20 protein-coding genes are annotated in these 22,171 nt (G+C 68.3%); 12 read left to right on the top strand and 8 right to left on the bottom strand.

The window, feature by feature from the left end; translation table 11 throughout:
* Positions 1–116 precede the first annotated feature (116 nt).
* Entirely contained in the window at positions 117–1,070 is a 954-nt protein-coding gene (locus E0H45_RS28510) for a hypothetical protein (RefSeq protein ID WP_131342946.1), read from the top strand.
* A gap of 54 nt (positions 1,071–1,124) precedes the next feature.
* Here E0H45_RS28510 and E0H45_RS28505 read toward each other — a convergent pair whose 3' ends face one another.
* Both E0H45_RS28505 and E0H45_RS28500 read right to left on the bottom strand, forming a co-directional pair.
* Positions 1,125–2,114, bottom strand: a complete 990-nt coding sequence (locus E0H45_RS28505) for a GNAT family N-acetyltransferase (protein WP_238155332.1) — start codon at positions 2,112–2,114, stop codon at positions 1,125–1,127.
* Positions 2,115–2,155: 41 nt separating this feature from the next.
* On the bottom strand, positions 2,156–3,139 hold the full coding sequence (locus E0H45_RS28500) for an oxidoreductase (protein ID WP_131342944.1): 984 nt from the start codon (positions 3,137–3,139) through the stop codon (positions 2,156–2,158).
* Positions 3,140–3,213: 74 nt separating this feature from the next.
* Between E0H45_RS28500 and E0H45_RS28495 the strand changes: the two genes are divergently transcribed.
* Positions 3,214–4,191 carry an AraC family transcriptional regulator gene (locus tag E0H45_RS28495; protein ID WP_202872542.1) on the top strand — a complete coding sequence of 326 codons (978 nt, stop codon included), beginning with the start codon at positions 3,214–3,216 and terminating at the stop codon, positions 4,189–4,191.
* Here the strand turns inward: E0H45_RS28495 and E0H45_RS28490 are convergent.
* The 4 genes from E0H45_RS28490 to E0H45_RS28475 are packed head-to-tail and all read right to left on the bottom strand — an operon-like array spanning position 4,181 to position 6,295.
* Positions 4,181–4,603 carry a PPOX class F420-dependent oxidoreductase gene (locus E0H45_RS28490; protein WP_131342940.1) on the bottom strand — a complete coding sequence of 141 codons (423 nt, stop codon included), beginning with the start codon at positions 4,601–4,603 and terminating at the stop codon, positions 4,181–4,183. The genes E0H45_RS28495 and E0H45_RS28490 overlap by 11 nt on opposite strands.
* Positions 4,600–4,821, bottom strand: coding sequence for a VOC family protein (locus E0H45_RS28485; RefSeq protein ID WP_131342938.1), 222 nt, complete (start codon positions 4,819–4,821; stop codon positions 4,600–4,602). The genes E0H45_RS28490 and E0H45_RS28485 overlap by 4 nt, the downstream gene beginning before the upstream one ends.
* An 18-nt stretch (positions 4,822–4,839) precedes the next feature.
* Positions 4,840–5,499, bottom strand: a complete 660-nt coding sequence (locus E0H45_RS28480) for an alpha/beta fold hydrolase (protein WP_131342936.1) — start codon at positions 5,497–5,499, stop codon at positions 4,840–4,842.
* Between the two features lie 13 nt (positions 5,500–5,512).
* Positions 5,513–6,295, bottom strand: coding sequence for an EamA family transporter (locus E0H45_RS28475; RefSeq protein WP_131342934.1), 783 nt, complete (start codon positions 6,293–6,295; stop codon positions 5,513–5,515).
* Between the two features lie 47 nt (positions 6,296–6,342).
* On the opposite strand from E0H45_RS28475, the gene E0H45_RS28470 reads away from it, so the two are divergent.
* Positions 6,343–7,788 carry a DUF1800 domain-containing protein gene (locus E0H45_RS28470; RefSeq protein WP_238155331.1) on the top strand — a complete coding sequence of 482 codons (1,446 nt, stop codon included), beginning with the start codon at positions 6,343–6,345 and terminating at the stop codon, positions 7,786–7,788.
* 7 nt (positions 7,789–7,795) lie between these two features.
* Entirely contained in the window at positions 7,796–9,046 is a 1,251-nt protein-coding gene (locus E0H45_RS28465) for a DUF1501 domain-containing protein (RefSeq protein WP_131342932.1), read from the top strand.
* Positions 9,047–10,032: 986 nt separating this feature from the next.
* Here the strand turns inward: E0H45_RS28465 and E0H45_RS28460 are convergent.
* Together E0H45_RS28460 and E0H45_RS28455 are read right to left on the bottom strand one after the other, a co-directional pair.
* A complete protein-coding gene (locus E0H45_RS28460; RefSeq protein WP_131342930.1) occupies positions 10,033–11,466 on the bottom strand; it encodes a sensor histidine kinase in 1,434 nt (477 codons plus the stop codon).
* A complete protein-coding gene (locus E0H45_RS28455) occupies positions 11,463–12,125 on the bottom strand; it encodes a response regulator transcription factor (protein WP_131342928.1) in 663 nt (220 codons plus the stop codon). Before E0H45_RS28455 ends, E0H45_RS28460 begins: the two co-directional genes overlap by 4 nt.
* Positions 12,126–12,450: 325 nt before the next feature.
* Here E0H45_RS28455 and leuA point away from each other — a divergent pair, with 325 nt between their 5' ends.
* From leuA to E0H45_RS28415, 8 genes are all read left to right on the top strand, one after another.
* Positions 12,451–14,124, top strand: coding sequence for a 2-isopropylmalate synthase (gene leuA / locus E0H45_RS28450; protein WP_202872606.1), 1,674 nt, complete (start codon positions 12,451–12,453; stop codon positions 14,122–14,124).
* Between the two features lie 247 nt (positions 14,125–14,371).
* Positions 14,372–15,472, top strand: coding sequence for an ABC transporter permease (locus tag E0H45_RS28445; protein WP_238155330.1), 1,101 nt, complete (start codon positions 14,372–14,374; stop codon positions 15,470–15,472).
* A gap of 4 nt (positions 15,473–15,476) precedes the next feature.
* Positions 15,477–16,376, top strand: coding sequence for an ABC transporter permease (locus E0H45_RS28440; protein ID WP_131342924.1), 900 nt, complete (start codon positions 15,477–15,479; stop codon positions 16,374–16,376).
* Between the two features lie 2 nt (positions 16,377–16,378).
* The gene (locus E0H45_RS28435) at positions 16,379–17,464 is read left to right on the top strand and encodes an ABC transporter ATP-binding protein (protein ID WP_131342923.1); all 1,086 of its coding nucleotides are present in this window, start codon (positions 16,379–16,381) and stop codon (positions 17,462–17,464) included.
* Complete coding sequence (locus E0H45_RS28430) at positions 17,461–18,522, top strand: ABC transporter ATP-binding protein (RefSeq protein WP_131342921.1); 1,062 nt, start codon at positions 17,461–17,463, stop codon at positions 18,520–18,522. Before E0H45_RS28435 ends, E0H45_RS28430 begins: the two co-directional genes overlap by 4 nt.
* Positions 18,522–18,728: a hypothetical protein gene (locus tag E0H45_RS28425; protein WP_131342919.1), complete on the top strand. Its 207-nt coding sequence runs from the start codon at positions 18,522–18,524 to the stop codon at positions 18,726–18,728. The genes E0H45_RS28430 and E0H45_RS28425 overlap by 1 nt, the downstream gene beginning before the upstream one ends.
* Positions 18,729–18,789: 61 nt before the next feature.
* Entirely contained in the window at positions 18,790–20,655 is a 1,866-nt protein-coding gene (locus E0H45_RS28420; RefSeq protein WP_131342917.1) for an ABC transporter substrate-binding protein, read from the top strand.
* A gap of 41 nt (positions 20,656–20,696) precedes the next feature.
* Positions 20,697–22,148, top strand: a complete 1,452-nt coding sequence (locus E0H45_RS28415; RefSeq protein WP_131342915.1) for a GNAT family N-acetyltransferase — start codon at positions 20,697–20,699, stop codon at positions 22,146–22,148.
* Positions 22,149–22,171: the final 23 nt, after the last annotated feature.

The following is a 22,171-nucleotide window of genomic DNA, read 5'->3' as shown; positions in this document are numbered from 1 at the left end:
CTGGAACCGTTGCAACAAGGTGCAATCGCGGCGCCTTCCGTCCCCTGCGCACGTTATGCTCGCGCACGATCTCGAGGCTCATCGAGGTCATTCATGTCCTGAGGGGGACTCCCAGTATGAAACTGCAGCGCTTCGCGCTCGCCCTGGCCGGGGTCGGCATGCTCGCCGCCACGGCCGCCGCCGTCCCGGCCACCGCCGCCGTCCGGTCCAACCCGACGCCCGCGATCGCCGACCCGGCCAAGGGCAACCTGAAGACCACGCCGAACACCAAGCTCGCCTCCGGGGGATGCGTGCAGGATGTCGGCTTCAACACGCCGACGCCGGGGATCAACGACGTCCTGATCACGCCGGCCAAGCCCCCGCGCGGTGAGTTCTTCGGGGAGTTCAAGTTCGTCGGCACCCGTCTCAACACGACGTGGTACGGCGTGCAGACCGACGCGCACTTCTACTACCACAGCCTGTTCGTGCAGAACGGCACGCTGTACCGCGGTGTCACCTACTTCGACACCGAGAACGCGCGGCCGACGTACGCGCGGATCGGCTCCGGCTGGACCAGCTTCACCCAGCTCGTGACATCGAACTACGCCATCACCGCGCCGAACCGCTCGTACCTGTACGGGCTGAGCACCAACGGCAGCCTCTACCGCTACGCGGCGTCGGGTGCCACCTTCCGGGCACTTGGCCACTTCCCAGGCTTCAAGGGCTTCAAGGCGATGACCGTGGTGGCGGAGAACCCGTCGTACGACACGCTGCTGATGACCACCAAGGCCGGTGCGCTGTGGACGGTCCGGATCCCGGCCGCCGCCTCGACGAAGCCGATCCTGAAGCTGGTGCGGAGCACGGGCTTCGCGGCGTACGAGTCGCTGGCCGCCAGGGGCTGCGGTGACAGGGGCGGCTCGCTGGTGACCGGTTTCGACAACGACACCGACTCGGCGTACCAGTACGCGATGAGCAAGTTCAACGGCTCGAAGACCGCGGTCACGTCCTACGGCCGGGTCACCGGCGGCACCATCCCGGGCACCGGCATCTTCCCGATCACCGGCCACTGGAACCAACTCGTGGGCGAGTGAGCGTTATGCAGTAGAAGCCGGGGGCGTCGCTGGTTGCGGCGCCCCCGGTCTGTTTCAGACCGTCTTCTGGTAGGCCAGGAAGCGGGCGACGATCTTGTAGTTGAGTTGTTCGTTGATGCCGATCATGTGGTCGTTGGACTCGGCGTTCCAGGTGTCGACCTGGGCCAGCGCCGGCTCGGCGTCGCGGAGGTTCAGGAGCATCGCGGACTTCAGCAGGGCGCCGAGTCGGTGGCCGCGGTGCTCGCGGGCGACTGCGGTGTCGTGCTGGTGGCCGACGTGCGGGCGCTCGCGCTCGACCGCGATCACCGTGTGCCCGGCGAGAGCGCCGGTGGCCTTCTCGCGGGCGACGACGCGGTGGAGCGTGTGGTCGCTCTTAGTCTGCGCCTCCTCGTACGCGCGCAGCCGCTCGCTGCTGTAGACGTCGTCCTCGATGTCCAGGTCGTCCTTCGGGGCGTCGTTGATGGACGCGGTGACCGCGATCATCCCGTCGAGCATGTCGTCCGGCAGCGCACCGGTGAGCGTGACCACCTCGTACGCCGTCGAAGCCGCGACTGCCTCGTCGTACAGCGACTGGACGATCGACCAGTCGAGGCCCGTCAGGTCCTGGCGGCGATTCACCTCGACGGCCTTCTGCTCGTAGCCGTGCTTGTTCGCCAGCGCGACCGCCTCGGGCAGGTCGAAGCCGCCGTACCCGATGATCGTGCGTCCGTTGTCGCGACCGAGCTGCTCGACGTACTCGATCAGCGCCGCCTCCACCGCACCGTCACGATGGTCCGGATGGACGGCCACGTCGAACCACACATGGTTCGTGTTGTCGTACGTCGGCAGCGACACGACGAGCAGGCCCATCGCCGTGCCGTCGTCGTCCCGCGCCAGGAACGCCTGTTCGGGATCCATGTCCCAGCCGTAGCGCAGCATGTCCGCGAATCCTCGTGGGGTCGCCACGAGCATCTCCGGGCAGTCCTGCTTCATGGCAGCGCTCTGTACGGCGACTGCGTCGATGCACCCGGCCTCGTCGTCGGGTGACAGTCTGATGATGTCCACGTCCACAGCGTCCACCGTGACGGCCGGTTACCGCACCTGGTTTATCCGAGGTCGAGAAGTTCCTCGCTCAGCTTCCACAACCGCCGCGCGTTGTCCCGGTCGATCGCGTACGGCAGTACGCCGAACGCGCCCGGAGTCACCGCCAGCACCTCGGTGTCCGGTACGTCGGACGTGTGCACCGCCGCGATATCGACGTCCTCGCAGTACACCCCGCCGTACACGTCGAGCTGTGGGCTCACCGCGCACCACACCTGCGTCGCGGCGCCCTGCTCGACCGTCTTCAGCCCGCGCTCCGGGTCGATGATCGGCTCGTAGTTCTCGTCGAGGAACCCGCCCTGGCGCAACGTCTCGCGGTTCGAGTACCGCGCCAGGTGCGTGATGATGCTGCCGGGATGTACGGCGAACGCACGGATCCCGTTGGCCCGTTCGCGCTCGTCCAGTTCGACCGCGAACAGGACGTTCGCCGTCTTCGACTGCCCGTACGCTTCGTACGGCGCGTACTCGCGGTGCTCGAAGTTCGGATCGTCGAAATGAACGTCGCTGTAGCGGTGCCCGCGCGACGACACCGACACCACCCGGGCCCCACCGGCCTTCCGTAACGCGGGCAGCAACCGCGTGGTGAGCTGGAAGTGCCCTAGATGGTTCGTCGCGAACTGCGACTCGTATCCGCGGGAGTCCCGAGTCAGCGGGTTCGCCATCACCCCGGCGCTGTTCACCAAGATGTGCAGCGCCCGCCCGCTCGCCAGGAACCGATCCGCGAAGGCGTCGATGCTCGCCGAATCGAGCAGATCGAGCTCGTCGACGACCACTCCGCCGACGTCGGACAGCTCCCCGGTGGCGCGTGCAACATCCCGCGCGGGGACGACGACCTCGGCCCCGGCCGCCCGTAAGGCGCGGACCGTCTGCTTGCCCAGACCGGAGTACCCGCCGGTGACGATCGCGACCTTCCCGTTCAGGTCGATGCCGTCGAGTACGTCGTCGGTCGTCGACGCCGCGGTGAATCCGGAACCTATTGGTGTTTGCATGTCTTCGACGCTACGAGCGTTGATCCGGACGCAGAATGCTTGAGAGTGCCGAATACTTGCGCGATAGTACGGAGATGGCCGATCCGCTCGCCGACACCCTCGCGCTCACCGAGGCGCACTGCCACGTCTCGCTCGGTTTCGAGGCAATCGGTGACTGGGCTCTGCGGTACCCGGCCACGCGGCGCCTCAAGTTCACCGCTGCGGTCGAGGGCGTCTGCTGGATCGACTTCGGCGCGGAGCTGCGGATCGGTCGGATCGAGCTGGAGCCGGGCGACGTCGTCCTCTTCGACGGGCGCCACGAGTTCGTGAAGGGCAACTCGGACACCGTCCCGGTCGGCGACGCGGTCGAGGCGTTCGGTGCCGCGGACGGTCCGATCGCGCGGTTCGGCAGCGGCGTCGAGACCGGCGTCGGCCCGAAGGTCGTCGGCATCGGCGGTCACGTGTCCCTCAACCGCACCGGCGAGGAGGTGCTGATGCGCGCCCTCCCGCCGGTCATCCACCTCCGCGCCACCGACGAACGCGCCGCGACGTTCCGCTGGTTGCTCGACAGGTTGTTGCGCGAGGCATCGAGCACGGCGCCGGGAGCGAGCCTGGCGGCCGACGACCTCGCCCACCTGCTCTTCCTCGAAGCGTTGCGCGCCTGCCTGGCCGAGGCCGAGTCCCTCCCGGTCGGCTGGCTCCGCGCGATCGCCGATGAACGCATCGCGCCCGCCCTGCACCTCATGCACGATCAACCCGGTCGCGCCTGGCAGCTCGAGGAGCTGGCCCAGGCCGCGGCTATGTCTCGTACGACGTTCGCCGAACGCTTCCGCTCCGTCGCCGGCGTCCCGCCGCTCACGTACCTGCTCAACTGGCGGATGCGCCTGGCTGAGCGGGCCCTTCGCGACGACGACCAGCCGCTGTCAGCCCTCGCGCGCTCGCTCGGCTACACCTCGGACAGCGCGTTCAGCAACGCATTCAAACGCGTCAACGGCGTTGCCCCACGGCGCTACCGGGAGGCCGTTCGGGCAACGCGCGTCACCGACGATCCCGACGAGGCCGTTACGGCTTAGGCATGCCGTACGCGTGCTCGACGGTCATCGAGAACATCAGTCGCTTGTCCTGCACCATCACCGCGCGGTACTCGTCCCAGTCGGGGTGCTCGCCCGATGCGATGCGGTAGTAGTCGACCAGATCCTCGACGACCGCGTCGTGCGGATCGGCGGCGACCGGGCTGAGCTCGGCCTTGCCTTCCAGCACGACGTACGAGCGTCCGCGCGGACCGTCGACGTACAGGCTGGCGCGCGGGTCGCGGCGCAGGTTCTTGGTCTTGGCGCGGCCGTCGGTGAGCGAGACCCGGACCCGGGTTCCGTCGAAGACGTACGTGACATTGGACAGCTGCGGCCGTCCGTCGCGCTTGATGGTGACCAGCACGCCGAGCCCGTGCGCACCGATCCGGTCGAGGAGGGAGTCCGCCCGGCTCATCGGTTGCTCCAGGAACGCGTGCACAGAACCACCCGATACGAGTCCGGATCCACAATCGTCACACCCCAAGTGTCCCAGTACGGGTTGCGCGACGGTACGACGGTTCCGCCGGCCGTGACCAGCCGCGCGACCAGGTCGTCCGGCACCGGGCTGTCGACGTAGAAACGCTCGATCGCGGAGAGGTCGGTGCTTGGCCGGGCGATCCTCATCTGAGTCATGCCGAGAACGCTAAATGCTCAAGCGCCCTTGAAGGCAAGGAAGCTGCGTACGACGTCCAGCCAGCGGTCCGGCGCCTTGCTGTGGATCCGATGGCCGACCTCGATCGTCGTGACTGTTGCTGCCGGCATCGTTGTGGCGACGAGGTCGAACCGGGTCTGGTCCAGGTGGCTCTTCGACCCGCCCGCGAGCAGCAGCGTGGGCGCTTGGATCGCGGCCAAGCCGGCCCACCACGCCGGCTGCGGTCGTCGAAGGTCCGTGACGACATCGCGCAGCAACCACGGATCGCACCGCCGCCGAGTCAGCCAACCAGCGGCCAGCAACCCCAGCGCCGGCATCGGTCTCACCGTCGGGTCGCCGTCCTGGGCATCGCGCCGCGGCACCGGCAACTCCTCGAGCACCAAGCGTTCGACCTTCTCCGGCGCTGCCGCCGCGACGGCACTCGCCACGAACGCCCCGAGCGAATTCCCGGCGAACGTCACCCGATTGAGTCCGTCCAGCTCGCCGAGCACCTGATCGCGAAAGTCGTCGAGCCGGTACGGACGCCGTCGCGGAGCACTCCCATGTCCCAGCAACGCCGGACGGTGGACGCGGTACCCGAGCTCTTCCAATGCCGGAACGAAGCGATCCCACGTCGACGGTCCGCTCGTACCAGCATGCAAGCACACCAAGTCCTTCATCAGCACTCCTCTCTCAAACACTCACCAGCAGGACGCCACCGACCATGGTGGCCAGCCCGATGACCCGCGCCGCGTCGAGTCGCTCGTGGAGTACGACGACACCGAGCAGCACCCCGAGTACGACGTTCAGCGAACGCCCGATCGCGACCGTGCCGACCGACGCGACCGTCAGCGCCAGCAGGACCAGCCCATAGCTGGCCGGCATGAGCACGGCGATCGGCAGCGCCCGCCGCCAGTTCTGCAGCTCGCTCCGGCGTGCCATCGGTGACAACGCGGCAACCTGCGCCACGTTGGCCACCGCGAGATAGGTCAAGAGGTCAACGTGCAAAGAGCGGACGGCGAACCCGTCCCACAGCGTGTACGCCGCTGTGCATGTCGCCACCGCCAACCCCAGCACCACGCCGCGGGCCGGAGCGCGCGAGTGCGGCCGCTCCATGAGCAGCACGCCGACCAGTACCAAGGCCGCCCCGCCGTACACGTGCGGCCCGCTCAGGCTCGCGATCGCCACCAGTGCCGGCGCACTGCCGCGACTCACCGAATAGACGGTGGAGAACGCGCCGGCGCCGTACGCCTTCTGCAGCGTGACGGCGTACGCCGTGTGCAGCGCCATGCTCACCAACCCGGCCCACCACGTCGTTGCCAGCGATCCGCGCAGGAGCAGCACAAGCGAGATCGGCAGTGTCAGCAGTCCGCACAGCCAGACGAACGCCGGCCCGCCCAGGCCGCCGCGTTTCAGCAACAGGTTCCAGGCCGCATGGCAGCAGGCGGAAGCCGTCAACAGCCCCAGGGCGATCACGTAGACAGTGTCTACACGAGGTTGATAGACGCTGTCTACTCGAACCTGTGGATCCGCTGAAGAAGGTCGCCGGAGGCTGGCCCGGCGGGCGTGCGCTGGACACGATCGAGAGCATGACCGGGATCAGTGACAGGGCCGTCGTGCGGCGGCTGAACGATCGGTTGGGCTTCGGCCCTGCGCCGGGTGACCTGGAGGCCGGCGTCGACGCGACCGTACGGCGCCTGCTCGGTCCGGCGACGGACGCGGCTGCGGCGGCGATCGCCGTACCGACCGGGCTCGAACCGCCGATGAGGGCGAACAAGCAGGATCCAGACGGGACGAAGAGCCCGGACGGGAAGAAGCAGGACCCGGACGGGAAGAAGAGCCCGGACGCGGAGAAGAGCCCGGACGGGAAGAAGGATCGGGACGCGAAGAAGGCTGCCAATCGGGAGCGCGCCGCGCAGGAGCGGAAGCTGACGATGTGGTGGCTGGATCGGATGGTGGTCAGCCGGACCGCAGGGGAGCGGCTGACCTGGTTCTGGCACGGGCACTTCGCGACCAGCAACCAGAAGGTCCGGAACGCGGCCTGGATGCTGGCGCAGAACCAGACCCAGCGCCGACTCGCGCTCGGCCGGTTCGGCGATCTGGCCCAGGCGATGGTCGTGGATACCGCGATGATCCGCTGGCTCGACGGTCAGAAGAACCGCAAGGGATCGCCGAACGAGAACCTGGCCCGCGAGTTCATGGAGCTGTTCACGCTCGGCATCGGCCACTACCAGGAGGCCGACGTCGCCCAGGCTGCGCGCTGCCTCACCGGATGGGTGCTGCGCAAGGACGTCGCGACCTTCCAGCGGAAGCGGTTCGACTCCGGCACGAAGACGCTGCTCGGCAAGACCGGCGACTTCGACGCGAAGGATTTCGCGGGGCTCGCGTTGGCACAGCCTGCGTCGGCCGGGTTCGTGATCGGGCGGTTGTGGTTCCGGCTGGTGTCGGCGACGCCGCCCGATGCGGCCACGGTCGCCCGGCTGAGTACGGCGTACGGCAGCAGCCGCGATGTGAGGTCGTTGCTGACGGCAATGGTTGGTGAGGCGGGGTTCCGGGATCCGGCGGCGAGTCTGGTGAAGCAGCCGGTGGAGTGGGCGGTCGGGTTGCTGCGGGCGCTTCGGCTCCGGCCGGGGAAGCTGGAAGAGAAGGAGCAGACCAAGCTGCTCGCGGGACTGCGGGGGATGGGGCAGTTGCCGTACCGCCCGCCGAGTGTCGGCGGCTGGCCGGCCGGCGCGAGTTGGCTGACCACGTCAGCCGGTGTGACGCGGCTGCAGCTCGCGCAGCAGTTGGCGAAGAAGGCCGACCTGTCGATTGTCGACAACGCAACCGATCGAGTGAGCGCAGTCGGCGCACTGCTCGGTGTCGACAACTGGTCCGAGCGGACCCGATCGGCGCTGGCCGGAGTGAAGGATCCAGCGCAGCTGACCGCGGTTGCGGCGTGCGCACCTGAGTACGTCGTGAGCGGATAGGAGAATTGTGGACAATCTGACGAGACGACGCTTCCTGACGCTCAGTGGAGTGACCGCGGCCGGCGCGCTGGCGGCCGGGGCGACGCAGGTGAACTGGTCCGACCTGATGGCCGCGGCCGTCGACGATCCGCTGCCGACCGATCAGTCGGTCTTGGTCGTCATCACGTTGTACGGCGGGAACGACGGACTCAACACAGTCGTCCCGGCGGCAGACCCGGCGTACCAGAAGGCTCGGCCGGAGCTGGCGTACCCGAGCGACGAGGTGCTCGACCTCGGCGACGGACTCGGGCTGAACCCAGGGATGAAGGGCCTGAAGGGGTTGTGGGACGACAAGCGACTCGCGATCGTCCGCGGGGTCGGGTACCCGGAGCCGGATCGCAGCCACTTCCGATCGATGGCGATCTGGCAGACGGCGTCGCCGAAATCGCCGGTCCCGACCGGCTGGCTCGGGCGCTGGCTCGACGCGACCGGCGCCGACCCGCTGCGTGCGGTCTCCGTCGAGCCGACCCTTCCTCCGTTGCTCGCCGGTGAGACCACGGCCGCCGCATCGCTGCCGTTGCGCGGGTTGGCGTTGCCGGGCGGTGCCTTGGGTACGGCGTACGCCGCCTTGGGTAAGCCGAGCCCCGGGGAGGGCCACTGGCAGGCGCGGGCGGCCAAGTCCGTGCTGGACCTGCAGAACGCGACCCAGGTGCTGGGCAAGGCCGTGAAGAGCGGGCACGAGCAGGAGGACGAGGACGACGAGGAACGGACCAAGGGTGCGTCCGCAGGCGGTGCCTCGCAGCTCGGCGCGCAACTCGAACTGATCGCCGGCCTGATCGAGGCCGGTGTGCCGACGCGGGCGTACTCCGCCTCGCTCGGCGGCTTCGACACGCATGCCGACGAACGCGGAACCCAGCAGCGGTTGCTGACCGAGCTCGACGGTGCGCTCACTCCGTTCGTGCAACGCCTGCAGCGGACCGACCGCGGGAAGAACGCGGTCGTCCTCGTCTACTCCGAGTTCGGCCGCCGGGTCCAGGCCAACGGAAGCGACGGCACCGACCACGGCACCGCCGGCCCGGTCTTCGTCCTCGGCGAGAAGGTGACCGGCGGCTTCTACGGCGAGCAACCGAGTCTGACGGACCTGTCGAACGGCGACCTGAAGTCCACCACCGACTTCCGCGACGTCTACGCCACAGTCCTCCAGCACGTCCTAGGCGCCGACCCCGCCCGAATCCTCGCCAGCCACACCACCACCATCAACGGCCTCCTCCGCACCTGACCACCGCCCCACCTGACCACCGCCCCACCCGCGCCTGACCACCGCCCCACCTGACCACCGCCCCACCCGCGCCTGACCACCGCCCCACCTGACCACCGCCCCACCCGCGCCTGACCACCGCCCCCACCTGACCACCGCCCCACCCGCGCCTGACCACCGCCCCACCTGACCACCGCCCCACCTGACCACCGCCCCACCCGCGCCCCGGCCCGCCGGCAGCACCGCCCTGCCCGAGCCCCCGCACCTCGCCAAGCCGAGGCCAGCATTTGCCTGGCTGACCCAGCAAGTTGGGGGTTCCTGACCCGGAATCCGGGTGTGGAACCCCCGAATTGGCTGGTCAGCCAGGCAAATGCGGCCGCGGGGGTCAGGTTCGGGTGGGGCAGGACGCGGGCGAGGGCCGAGAGGTGGAGGTGGAGGGCGGCGCCTGGGCGGCCGTCGGGGCGGGTGGTGACTGTGAGGGTGCCGCCGTGGGCGTTTGCGCCGCTGGCAGGTTGTTGTGCCGCTGGCGGGATGTAGCAGGTCAGCGGTGAAACAACCCGGCAGTGGGCAGCCTCGCGGGTGCGTCGGCCAAGCCGCCGTCCGGAACGATCGCCAGTCCGGCATCATGCGCGAGTCGTGGCGTTTGGTTGGTCCCCGAAACCGCGAGTCGTGGATCGCGGCGGCGTCCGCCTGCCGAAACCCACGACTCGATGGACACCGGTGCCTGCGGTACGTCGCTCGCCGGATCGCCCACGCAGCGAGCCAGAGCGCTGGTTATCCCCTGGTGTTGTGGGTTCTCCCCTCGCACACCACCGGAGAACCCACAACACCAGGGGATAACCACCCGAGTTGCTGGCCGGGTCCGGCCGCCGGTTGCCCCGATCGCTGGCTGGCCCGGTCGGCTGGCCCGGTCGGCTGGCCCTGTCGGCTGGGCTGGCCCGGGTGGCTGGGCTGGGCAGGGTGATCGGTGGCGGGGTCAGGGGGAGGTGCCGGTGGAAGGTGGCGGATCAGTTGGGGGCCGGGTGGCGTGGGGGCCGGGTGGTTGGTGGCGGATCAGGTGGGCGCTGGTGGTGGGAGGTGTTAGGTGGAAGTGGCGGGTGAGGTGGTGGCGGGAGGTGGAGGTGGAAGGCGGCTCCGGGCTTGCCGTCGGGGCGGTCGGTGACGATGAGGTTGCCGCCGTGGGCTCTAGCTACGCCGCGGGCGATGGCCAGGCCGAGGCCGGCGCCTTTGCTGTGGGGGCCGTGGACGAGGCGGGCGAAGATGCGGTCGCGGGCGGGTGGGGGTACGCCGGGACCGTCGTCCTCGACGCGTACGCCGGTGGGAGCAACTGTGATGCGCAGTGTGTGGGCGCCGGCCTGGCGGGCGTTGTCAACGAGGTTGGTGAGGACCTGGGTGAGCCGATCGGCGTCGGCGGTGACCGTTGCCGAGCCGACGATCTCCACCTCCACGTCGGGTGCGACCAGGCGGAGGCGAGCGGCCTGAGCGTCGGCCAACTGGCGGAGGTCCACGGGCGCGACGTGGAGCTGGAGGCCGGCGTCGATCCGGCTGAGCTCGAGGAGATCGGAGACCAGCGTGCCGGCGCGGCGGGACTCGCGGACCAACAACAACTCGAGCTCCTCGCGTTGCGCGGCTGACGCCTCCGGGCCGAGCTGGATCAGCGTCTCGGCAGCCGTCTGCAGCCCGGCCACCGGCGTGCGCAGTTCATGAGCGGCGTCCGCCACGAACTCCCGCATCCGATCCTCCGAGCGCCGCGCAAGACCCTCCGCCCGCCGCGCCGCCTCCTCGGACTGACGTGCCGTGCCCTCCGCCTGCCGGGCCGCGCCCTCGGCGCCCTCCAGGGCGTCGAGCATTTCGTCGAAGGCGGTTGCGGTGCGGCCGAGTTCGGTGTCGGCGCGCTCCGGCTGCAACCGCCCACCGCGCCGCCCGGCCGCGATCGACCGTGCCAACCCCGTCATCGCGTCCAACGGCGCCAGCGCGAACCGCATCCCGATCACCAACGCGAGTGCGGTGATCAGAATCGCCAGCCCGCCGGAGATCAGCAGCACGTTCCGCAGCCGGGCGCTCGCGTCGGCCAGCAACCCGGTGTCGGCCGACAACAGCAGCGTCGCGCCTTTCGTCTGCTGGCCGGCCTGCAGCGTCGCCTTCACCTGCCGGACAGTCGCACTCGGATCGATCGGTGGAGCGCCGAGCTGTCGCCCGTTCCGCAGGATCAGCGTCACCCGGACCCCGTCCGCGTCCACCCGCCGTACCAAGTTGCCTGGTGCAACGTTCTGTCGTGCGAGTTGCTGCGCCAGTTGCGCCCGTCCGGTGAGCAGCGAGTCGAGACTGCGCTCCGCCTGTGCGTCGAACACAGCCTTCACCGTCAGGCCGGTGATCGGCAGCACCACGAGCAGTACGGCGATAGCAGTCAACGTCACCCGCACCCGCAGCGACAGGTTCATGGGCGCAACACGTACCCCGAGCCGCGGACCGTGTGCAGCAGGCGCGGGCCGTGCGCCTCGAGTTTGCGGCGGAGGCCGCTGACGTAGACCTCGACCAGGTTGTCCGCGTAGTCGTCGTACCCCCAGACGGCGGTCAGCAGCTGCGTCTTGCCGACCACCTTCCCGTCCCGTCCAGCCAGGAACGCGAGCAGCTTGAACTCGGTCGCCGTCAGTTCGATCGCCGTCCCGGCCCGGCGTACCGCTTGCGCCTCGACGTCCACCTCGAGATCGCCCACCGTCAGCACGGTCCGCAGCCGTCCCATCCGGCGCAGCACCGCCTCCACGCGGGCGATCAGCTCGGCCAGGACGAACGGCTTGACCACGTAGTCGTCCGCGCCGGTCCGCAGTCCGTGCAGGCGGTCCCCGACGGCGTCGCGGGCGGTCAGCAGGATCACGCCGGCGTTCGACGTCTCGCGGGCGAGCGTCAGCAGCTCGAACCCGTCCCGCCCCGGCAGCATCACGTCGAGCAGCACCAGGTCCGGCCGGTACGTCGCCAGTTCCCGTTCGAACCCGTCCCCGTCGGGTCGCGTCCGTACGTCGTACCCGGCCTCGGTCAGCGCGATCCCGACGGCGGTACGGATCGGTTCCGCATCCTCCACCACGAGTACTCGCGCCGCCATCCGCCCATCCTTGCACCGGCGCCGAGCCATCCCGCGACCGGTGAACACAGATCCTCAGCACATCCTCAGCGAACGCCTGATCACTCTCCGTGTCTCGCCGGTCGAGACCCCCGGTTCGACGGGTCGGGGGAGTTGTGCATAGACTCCCAGGCATCATGCGGCACCAGTTTCTCCTCCTTCGCTGCCGCGGCGAGGCCTGTTAAGGCCGGTTTCCTCGCCGCGGAGTTTCGTCGTACGCCGGTCGTCACTCACGACACCCGTACTTTCGAGGAGAACCCCCGTGGCACCGAAGAACCAGCCCAAGCCTGTTCAGCAGCCGTCCGGTATGCCGACCCACCGCTACCGCGCGTTCCCGCCGATCGACCTGCCCGACCGCACCTGGCCGGCCAAGTCCGTCGACCGCACCCCGCGCTGGCTGTCCACCGACCTCCGCGACGGTAACCAGGCGCTGGTCGAGCCGATGTCCCCGGCCCGCAAGCGGCGGATGTTCGACCTGCTGGTGAAGATGGGCTACAAGGAGATCGAGGTCGGTTTCCCGAGCGCCAGCCAGTACGACTTCGACTTCGTCCGGAGCCTGATCGAGGACGACGTCATCCCGGACGACGTGACGATCTCGGTGCTGACCCAGGCGCGCGAGGAGCTGATCGAGCGCACCGTGCAGTCGCTGCAGGGTTCGCCGAAGGCCACCATCCACCTCTACAACGCGACCGCGCCGCTGTTCCGCCGGGTGGTGTTCAACGTCGACAAGGCCGAGTGCCGCACGATCGCGGTCCGCGGCACCGAGACCGTGATGAAGTACGCCGACGAGATCCTGGGCGACTGCGAGTTCGGGTACCAGTACAGCCCGGAGATCTTCACCGGCACCGAGATGGAGTTCGCGCTCGAGGTGTGCGAGGCGGTCAGCGACGTCTGGCAGCCCGCCGAGGGCCGCGAGATCATCCTGAACCTGCCGGCCACCGTCGAGATGTGCACCCCGAACGTGTACGCCGACCAGATCGAGTGGTTCGGCCGGAACCTGACCCGGCGCGAGCACAGCACGATCAGCCTGCACCCGCACAACGACCGCGGTACGGCGGTGGCCGCCACCGAACTGGCGCTGATGGCCGGCGCGGACCGCGTCGAGGGCTGCCTGTTCGGCCACGGTGAGCGGACCGGCAACGTCGACCTGGTCACGCTGGGGATGAACCTGTTCAGCCAGGGTATCGACCCGCAGATCGACTTCGCCGACATCGACGAGATCCGCCGCACGGTCGAGTACTGCACGCAGATGCGCGTCCCAGAGCGTCAGCCGTACGCCGGTGACCTGGTCTACACCGCCTTCTCCGGCTCGCACCAGGACGCGATCAAGAAGGGCCTGGAGGCGCTGGACAAGCAGGCCGCGGCCGAGGGCAAGCCGGTCGGCGACATCACCTGGGAGGCGCCGTACCTGCCGATCGACCCGAAGGACGTCGGCCGCAGCTACGAGGCCGTGATCCGGGTGAACTCGCAGTCCGGCAAGGGCGGCGTCGCGTACATCATGAAGTCCGAGCACCGGCTCGACCTGCCGCGCCGGCTGCAGATCGAGTTCAGCCGGGTGATCCAGCAGCACACCGACAACGAGGGCGGCGAGGTCGGCCCGCAGCAGATGTGGGACATCTTCGCGGCCGAGTACCTGGCGCCGGGCGCGCTGTCGCTGCTCAGCGTCAACTCGACGTCCGGTGAGGGCCAGGGCGACCAGCTCCGGGTTCAGGTCTATGCCAACGGCGTACCGCACGAGTTGGTTGGCGAAGGCAACGGTCCGGTGTCGGCGTTCGTGGACGCGATCAAGCCGCTGAAGTACGACGTACGGGTGCTGGACTACCACGAGCATGCGCTTTCCGCGGGCGGTGACGCACTGGCCGCGGCGTACGTCGAATGCGAGGTCGGCGACGACGTGTTCTGGGGTGTCGGCCGGGACGCCAACATTCTCACTGCGTCGTTGAAGGCCGTGGTGTCCGCTGTCAACCGCGCCACGCGCTGACAGCGTTCGAATCTTCACTGCGAGTTGCCCGTCTCCGTGTCGGAGGCGGGCAATTCCTGTACGCGCCGGTACCGTAGCGTCACGGTCCGCAACGTTGTCTCAACGTTGCCTCAAGTCGTTGACTCGGTGACTGAGGTTGCGCACACTGTCGTCACTATGCGCAGATCCTTGCAAGACAGTGTTACTAAGTCGAGCTGATCAGGGTCTGCGCCACCGACTTTCCCTGGCAGTCGCGTGGAGGTGAGCAGTGAGTGGTGCGGTCGACACGTCCGCGGCGAAGCTGATCGAAGGACCGGTCGTCGAACCGAGACCCTCGGCTGCTCGGCGTTTTGTCAACGCCTGGCTGGTCCGAAGACTCTTCAAGGCGGTCCTGACGGTCTTCATCGTCACCACCGGTACGTTCTTCCTGGTCAGATTGTTGCCCGGTAACCCGGTCGACACCTATATCCAGACGCAGATCGCGCAGACCGGTATCTCGTACGAGGCGGCCGCCGCGCAGGCGCAGAACCTGTTCGCGCTCGACCCGGACGCCCCCGTGATCTCGCAGTACGCGACCTACATGGTCAACCTGCTGCACGGCGACTTCGGCTACTCGGTCCTGTCGCCGGGCACCACGGTCGCGGAGGTGATCAGGACCTACCTGCCGTGGACGCTGTTCTCGGTCGGCGTCGCGACGGTCTTCAGCTTCATCATCGGCATCCTGGCCGGCATGATCATGGCCTACCGCCGGGAGAGCTGGATCGACCACCTGCTGACCTCGGTCGGCTCGCTGCTGCACGCGATCCCGAACTACATCCTGGCGATCCTGATCGTGGTCTTCCTCGGCGTGAAGTTGCAGCTGTTCAACCTCACCGAGATCCGCGGCTCGTACACCCCTGGGGTGGAGCCGTCGTTCAGCCTGAGCTTCCTGAACGACATCTTCTACCACGCGTTCCTGCCGATCCTCGCCTACACGCTGACCACGGTCGGCTCCTGGGCGCTGGTGATGAAGTCGTCCACGGTGGAAACGCTGGGCGAGGACTACGTGACGGTCGCCCGGGCGCGCGGTCTGTCGGACAACCGGATCCGGTCCGGGTACGTCGGACGCAACGCCGTACTGCCCTTGTTCAGCCAGCTCGCGGTGTCGCTGGGGTTCGTGGTCGGCGGCGCGATCTTCGTGGAGAAGATCTTCGGCTACCAGGGCATCGGCTTCAGCCTCTTCAACGCGGTCAACGGCCGCGACTACCCGGTCCTGCAGGGGATCTTCCTGGTCATCACGATCTCGGTGGTGGTGGCCAACCTGGTCGCGGACGTCCTCTACAGCCGGCTGGATCCGCGGATCCGGGTCAGCGGCACGGGAAAGGGGTGACGAGATGGGCGATACAACAATGCTTCCCGTCCCGGCAGTCGGCACGACCGGTGTCTCCCGGTTCGCCGGCATCCTGAGCTCGCTGCGCCGCAGCCCGGCCGGTTTCATCGGCTTCGTGATCGTCACGCTGATGGTGCTGATCACCGCGATCGTGCCGTTCTTCCTCCCGGAAGTGGCGCCGAACGTCAAGGAGATCCTGCTCCCCGCCGGAACGCCTGGGCACCTGCTCGGCACCGACAACGAGGGCAAGGACGTCCTGATCCAGTTGATCGGCGGCGGCCGGACGGTGATCTTCGTCGGCTTCTTCGCCGCGGCGATCTCGACCGCGATCGCGATCGTGCTCGGTTCGCTGGCCGCCTACCTCGGCGGCTGGGTCGACTCGGTGGTGGTCACCCTCGCCGACGTCTTCCTGACCGTCCCGCAGATCGTCCTGCTCGCCGTCCTGGGCGCGTTCTTCAAACTCGACTCGCCGTTCCTGCTCGCGCTGCTGGTCGGCGGCCTGTCCTGGCCGGTGCTGACCCGAGCGGTGCGCGCCCAGGTGTTCTCGCTGAAGGAACGCGAGTTCGTCGAGGCCGCCCGGCTGCTCGACCTCGGCACGGTCCGGGTGGTGTTCGTCGAGATCCTGCCGAACATGGCCAGCTTCATCCTGATGAACTTCATGATCGGCGTGACGAACGCGATCTACCAGCTGGTCGGCCTCTACCTGCTCGGTCTGGCCCCGCTGACCGGATCGAACTGGGGAATCATGCTCAACCGCGCCTGGATCGCGGGCGCCATCTTCAACGACGCGAGCCTGGCCTGGATCCTCAGCCCGATCTGCGCGATCGTCCTGCTGCTGCTCGGACTGGTGATGATGACGCGATCCCTCGAAGAGATCCTCAACCCACGGCTCCGGGACCGGTGAACATGGTGACGACTTCTACCTCGGCTAGCGGCCGCGCGGTGCGTGGCGGCCAGGGCAAGCCACTGCTGTCCATCCGCGACTTCAAGGTCGAGTACCGGACCGGTTCCGGTACGACGGTGCAGGCGGTCCGCGGCGTCGATCTCGACCTGTTCCCGGGCGAGAGCCTCGCGCTGGTCGGCGAGAGCGGCTGCGGCAAGACGACGTTCGGGCTCGGCCTGCTGCGGTTGCTGCCGCGGCTCGGGCACGCCAGCGGCCAGGTGACCTTCAACCGCGGCGACGGCACCGAGATCGACGTCCTCGGCCTGGACGGACGGGACCTGCGAAGCTTCCGCTGGCGGGACGCCGCGATGGTGTTCCAGGGCGCGATGAACGCGTTCAACCCGGTGCTGAAGATCCGCGCGCACATGCACGACACGATGCGGGCGCACACCAAGGCCAGCAAGCAGGAGATCGAGGACCGGGCCGGCGAGCTGCTCCGGCTGGTGCGGCTCGAGCCTTCCCGGGTGATGGACAGCTACCCGCACGAGCTGTCCGGCGGTATGCGGCAGCGCGTGCTGATCGCGATGAGCCTGCTGCTCGAGCCCGAGGTACTGATCCTCGACGAGCCGACCACTGCGCTCGACATCCTCACCCAGCGGTCCGTCGTCGACGTCCTGCACGAGGTGCGCGAGCGGCTCGGGTTCTCGATGATCTTCATCTCCCACGACCTGTCGCTGGCCGCCGAGCTCGCCGACCGGGTCGCCACGATGTACGCCGGACGCATCATCGAGACCGGTGGGGTCCGGGACATGTTCTACAAGCCCCGGCACCCGTACACGCTCGGCCTGATCAAGGCCGTGCCGCCGATCGTCGGCGACCTGCCGGACATGGAGTCGATCCCCGGCGGACCGCCGAGTCTCGCGTCGCTGCCGCCGGGCTGCACGTTCAACCCGCGCTGCAAGTACGCGACCGAGGAGTGCAAGGAGATCGACCCGCCGCTGATCCCGATCACTGACGAGCCGGGCGACTACCACGAGGTCGCCTGTATCCACTCGAAGGACGTGCACCTCGACCGACGGGTGCAGGACGAGATGGGGACCGCCTCATGAGCGCGCAGGAGTTGTCGCCCCAGGACACGGTCCGGACGCCGCTGATGACCCTCGACGGGGTCAGCCAGGTGTTCAGCACCAAGGCCGGCCCGATCCGTGCCGTCGACAACATCGACCTGTCGATCAACCCCGGTGAGGTGCTCTGCCTGGTCGGCGAGAGCGGCTCCGGGAAGACCACGGCGGCCCGGATGGCGGCGGGCCTGGCCCGGCCGACCAGCGGCCAGGTGGCCTTCGACGGCACCGACATCTGGTCGCTGAAGCGGAACGACTTCACCGCGTTCCGGCGCAGCGTGCAGTACGTCCACCAGGACCCGTACGCCTCGCTCAACCCGACGCGGACGATCCTGCAGACGATCACCGCACCGCTGTTCAAGCACGGACTGGTGAAGAGCAAGAAGGCGGCCGCCGAGCGGGCGGTCGAACTGCTCACCAAGGTCGATCTGACCCCGGCCGAGAACTACCTGTCGAAGTACCCGCACCAGCTGTCCGGTGGTCAGCGGCAGCGGGTCGCCGTCGCCCGGGCGCTGACGCTGGACCCGAAGCTGATCATCGCCGACGAGTCGACGTCGATGCTGGACGTGTCGATCCGGATCAGCGTGCTCGCGATGCTCGGCCGGCTGCGCGACGACCTCGGCGTCGGGTTCCTGTTCATCACCCACGACCTGGCGATCGCGAAGTACTTCGGCTGGCGCGGCAAGACCGCGGTGATGTACCTCGGCCGGATCGTCGAGTTCGGGCCGACGCCGAAGATCATCAACGCGCCGACGCACCCGTACACGCGGGCGCTGATCGACGCGATCCCCGAGCCGGACCCGGACCTGACCAAGACCAAGGGCCGCGAGTCCCTGCGCAGCCTGGAGATCCCGAGCCTGGCGCACCTGCCGTCGGGTTGCTCGTTCCACCCGCGCTGCCCGCAGTTCGAGGACGGGCTGTGCGACGGGGCGATCCCCGAGCTCGTCACGATCCGATCCGGCCAGTCCGCCGCGTGCCACGTGGTCGCGCGCGACGGCGTACCCGGTGTCGGCGATGGGGGACGGCCGGATGAACCGGGGGCCTGATGTCGTCTCAGATCGGCCGAGTGGCGCTCGGCTGGGCAGCGTTCCTGGTGCTGGCCAGCGGGGTCCTGCTGCTCACACTGACGCCGGGCACCCCGGAGTTCGTCGTCACCTTGTTCACCTTGTGTTTGGGCCTGCTACTGGGCCTGGTGGTCGTCGTCGGCGTCGTGCTGACCCGGCGCCGGGAAAAACGCGAGGGCGGTAGTTAGTCCCACCAGTAAGTAGTAACTGACCCACATGGGCGTGTGGTCAGTCCAGAAAGGACGAAGGATGAGTCCCACCGGCACCAACGATTCCGGCAACAACGGTCTGGGCGCGAGCGCCGAGACCAACGCGATTTCCCGCCGGCACGTGCTCCAGATCTTCGGTATCGCCGGTGTCGGCGCGGCCGGCATCGGGTCTGTGACGGCGTGTTCGCCGAGCAAGCCGAACGCCAGCGGGGGTGAGAGCGGCAAGTCCGGCAACAAGGAGTTCCACGGGGCGTACCCGTACCAGTTGCCGCCCAAGGGCCACTTCAACCTGGCAGCCGGTGTCACCGACGGCATCCAGGCCAGCAACAGCCCGTACTTCGACCTCGTCTACCCGAGTGCCGGCATGTACTACTGGGCCGACAAGAAGTGGGAATGGATGATGGCCGAGTCCGGCACGCTGGACGAGGCGACCAAGACCTACACCCTGAAGCTGCGCTCCGGGCTGACCTGGAGCGACGGCAAGCCGGTCACCGCGAAGGACGTCGTGTCGACGTTCAACCTGCGCTGGCTGCTGCGCCAGCAGGACTGGACGTTCCTGTCCGACGTCAGCGCCAAGGACGACACCACGGTGCTCTTCACCATCGGTACGCCGTCCACCGTGCTCGAGCGCTACATCCTCCGGGCGGGCATCCTGCCGGACTCGGTCTACGGTGAGTGGGCGACCAAGGCCGAGACCATGCGCAAGGCCAAGACCAGCCTGGACAGCGCCGAGGGCAAGAAGCTGAACGGCGACTTCCAGAAGTTCCGTCCGGAGAACCCGGTCGTCTCCGGCCCGTTCAACTTCGACGTGAAGACCATGACCAACGCGCAGATGGCGCTGGTCAAGAACGACAAGGGCCTGTTCGCCGACAAGATCGGCTTCACCAAGGTCGTGCTGTACAACGGTGAGACTTCCGACATCTCCCCGGTCGTGCTGAACAAGGACGTCGACTACGCCACCCACGGTTTCGCGGTGGCCACCGAGAAGACCCTGCTGGGCAGCGGGTTCCGGATCCTCCGGCCGCCGGTGTACTCGGGCCCGGCGCTGGTGTTCAACTACACCGCCCACCCGGAGCTGTCCGACGCCCGTGTGCGTCAGGCGATCGCCTACGTGCTGGACCGCAACGAGAACGGAACCGTCGCCCTCGGCGACTCGGGCAAGCCCTGCAAGTTCATGGCCGGCTTCTCCGACATCCTCGTGCCCGACTGGGTTTCGGACGCGGACCAGAAGAAGCTGCAGGCGTACGAGAAGGACGAGGCCAAGGCCACTTCGCTGCTGACCGCGGCCGGGTGGAAGAAGAACGGCGGCAAGTGGACGCTGCCGAACGGCAAGCCGGCGGCGTACGACATCAAGTTCCCGACCGAGTTCGCGGACTGGAACCCGGCCGCCACCAACGCGGCCGACCAGCTGAACAAGTTCGGGTTCAACATCACCAAGCGGGGTATCACCTTCACCCAGCTCAACCCGGACGTCCTGGCCGGCAAGTTCGACATCGCGATCCAGGGCTGGGGCGCGTCGAGCCACCCGCACCCGTACTTCGCGTTCGTCCAGGACCTGTACACGTTCAACTACGTGATCGCGGCGAACTCCGGCGGCAAGGGCATGAACTTCCCGCTCAAGCAGACCACGTCGGCGGGTCCGATCGACCTGCAGGCCGTGGTGGACAAGTCCGCCCAGGGCCTGAACGTCGACGAGCAGAAGAAGAACATCACCGCCGCGGCGATGGCGTTCAACGAACTGCTGCCGATCATCCCGCTCTGGGAGCGCTACGGTAACAACCCGGCGCTCGAGGGCACCCGGGTGGCGAAGTTCCCGGCCGACGACGACCCGATCCTGAAGAACGCGCCGTACGCGGACAACTTCGTGATCATGGGCATGTACTCGGGCAAGGTCGCGCCGGTTTAAAGACTGGCTTTCTGACCCGATTGTTTGGTTGGGTCGGCCGGGTGATCTGCATTCGCGAGATCGACCCGGCCGACCTGGCCCTGTTCGACGAGTGGTACGACGCCTTCCGGGCCGGCGCGGTCGCCGGACGGGAGGCCGCGCTGGTGACCGGCCGCGAGGCCCTCGGGTACTCGCTGCGCAACCCGGGTCCGCTCAAGACCCGGATCGCGGTCGGCGCGTTCGAGGACGACCGGGTGCTCGGCGGCATGCTGTTCGAGTACCGGCTGACCGACAACCTCGACACGGTCGAGGTCGAGATCGAAGTACCGCCGGCGCATCGGCGGCGGGGGATCGGTACGGCGCTGTGGCAGTGGGCCGTCACCCGATCGGCGCAGCTCGGCAGGACGATCGTCCAGACCGAGCTCGGCGTACCTGCAGGTGACTCACCCGGGGCCGCGTTCGCGGAGCGGCTCGGGTTCCAGGTGGAGCACGTCGAGGAGCACCTCGTCGTACCGCTGCCGTACGACGACCTGCGGCTGGAGGAACTGCGCTCGGCGGCCGGTGGACTGGACGGGTACCGGCTGACGTCGTGGGCGGGGCTGTGCCCGCCGGAACATCAGCAGGCGTACGCCGACCTGCACACCGCGATGGATCTCGACGTACCGACCGGTGGCATGACGCGTGAGGTCGTGCCGTGGACCGTCGAGAAGCTCGAGGCGAGCGAGGCGCGGATCGACCGGAACTATCTCGCGCTCGTGACGATGGTGCACACGCTTGCCGGTGAACCGGCCGGCTACACGCTGATCTATCTGCCGCGGGCCGACGCCGAGAACGCCCAGCAGGACGACACGCTGGTCCTGCGGGAGCACCGCGGTCACAACCTCGGGACCCACCTGAAGTTGGCGAATCTCGACCAACTGGCCAAGCACCGTACGACGCAGCGCTTCCTGCACACGTGGACGGCGCTGACCAACGCCCCGATGCGCAAGGTCAACACCCGCTTCGGCTTCCGCGCGGTCGAGCAGCACCGCGAACTGGAACTCCGCCTTCCCAGCCTCCGCCCAGCGGCCCGCGGTGTGATCCTCGATCCTGACGACCGCATGCTGCTGGTGCGCTTCGAGTTCGACGACGGGCCGCTGTGGGCGACACCGGGCGGCGGTCTCGAGGCCGGCGAGACCGTGGTCGAGGGTCTGCGGCGCGAACTCGTCGAGGAGGTCGGCCTGCGTGACTTCGCCGATCCGCCGCACCTGTGGCACGAGGAAGTAGTTGCCGAAGGCCACGCAACTGGCTACGACGGCGTCCTCAACGACTACTTCCTGATCCGCACGGACCACTTCACACCGGCCGGTGCGCTGACCGCCGAGGAGCTCCGCGCCGAGAACGTCCACGGCATGCGGTGGTGGACGCCGGCCGAACTCGCCGATCACGACGGGCGGTTCGCCCCTCGGAACCTTCCGGACCTGCTCAACCAGGTGCTCGCAAGCGGGCCACCAACCACCCCGCTCGGCCTGTGAGAGACGTGTGCGGAAGGGGCGGA

The organism is Kribbella soli, assembly GCF_004331345.1.
Taxonomy (GTDB): domain Bacteria; phylum Actinomycetota; class Actinomycetes; order Propionibacteriales; family Kribbellaceae; genus Kribbella; species Kribbella soli.
Note: the sequence above shows the minus strand (reverse complement) of the source record. Positions and strands in the feature narration are given on the sequence as shown.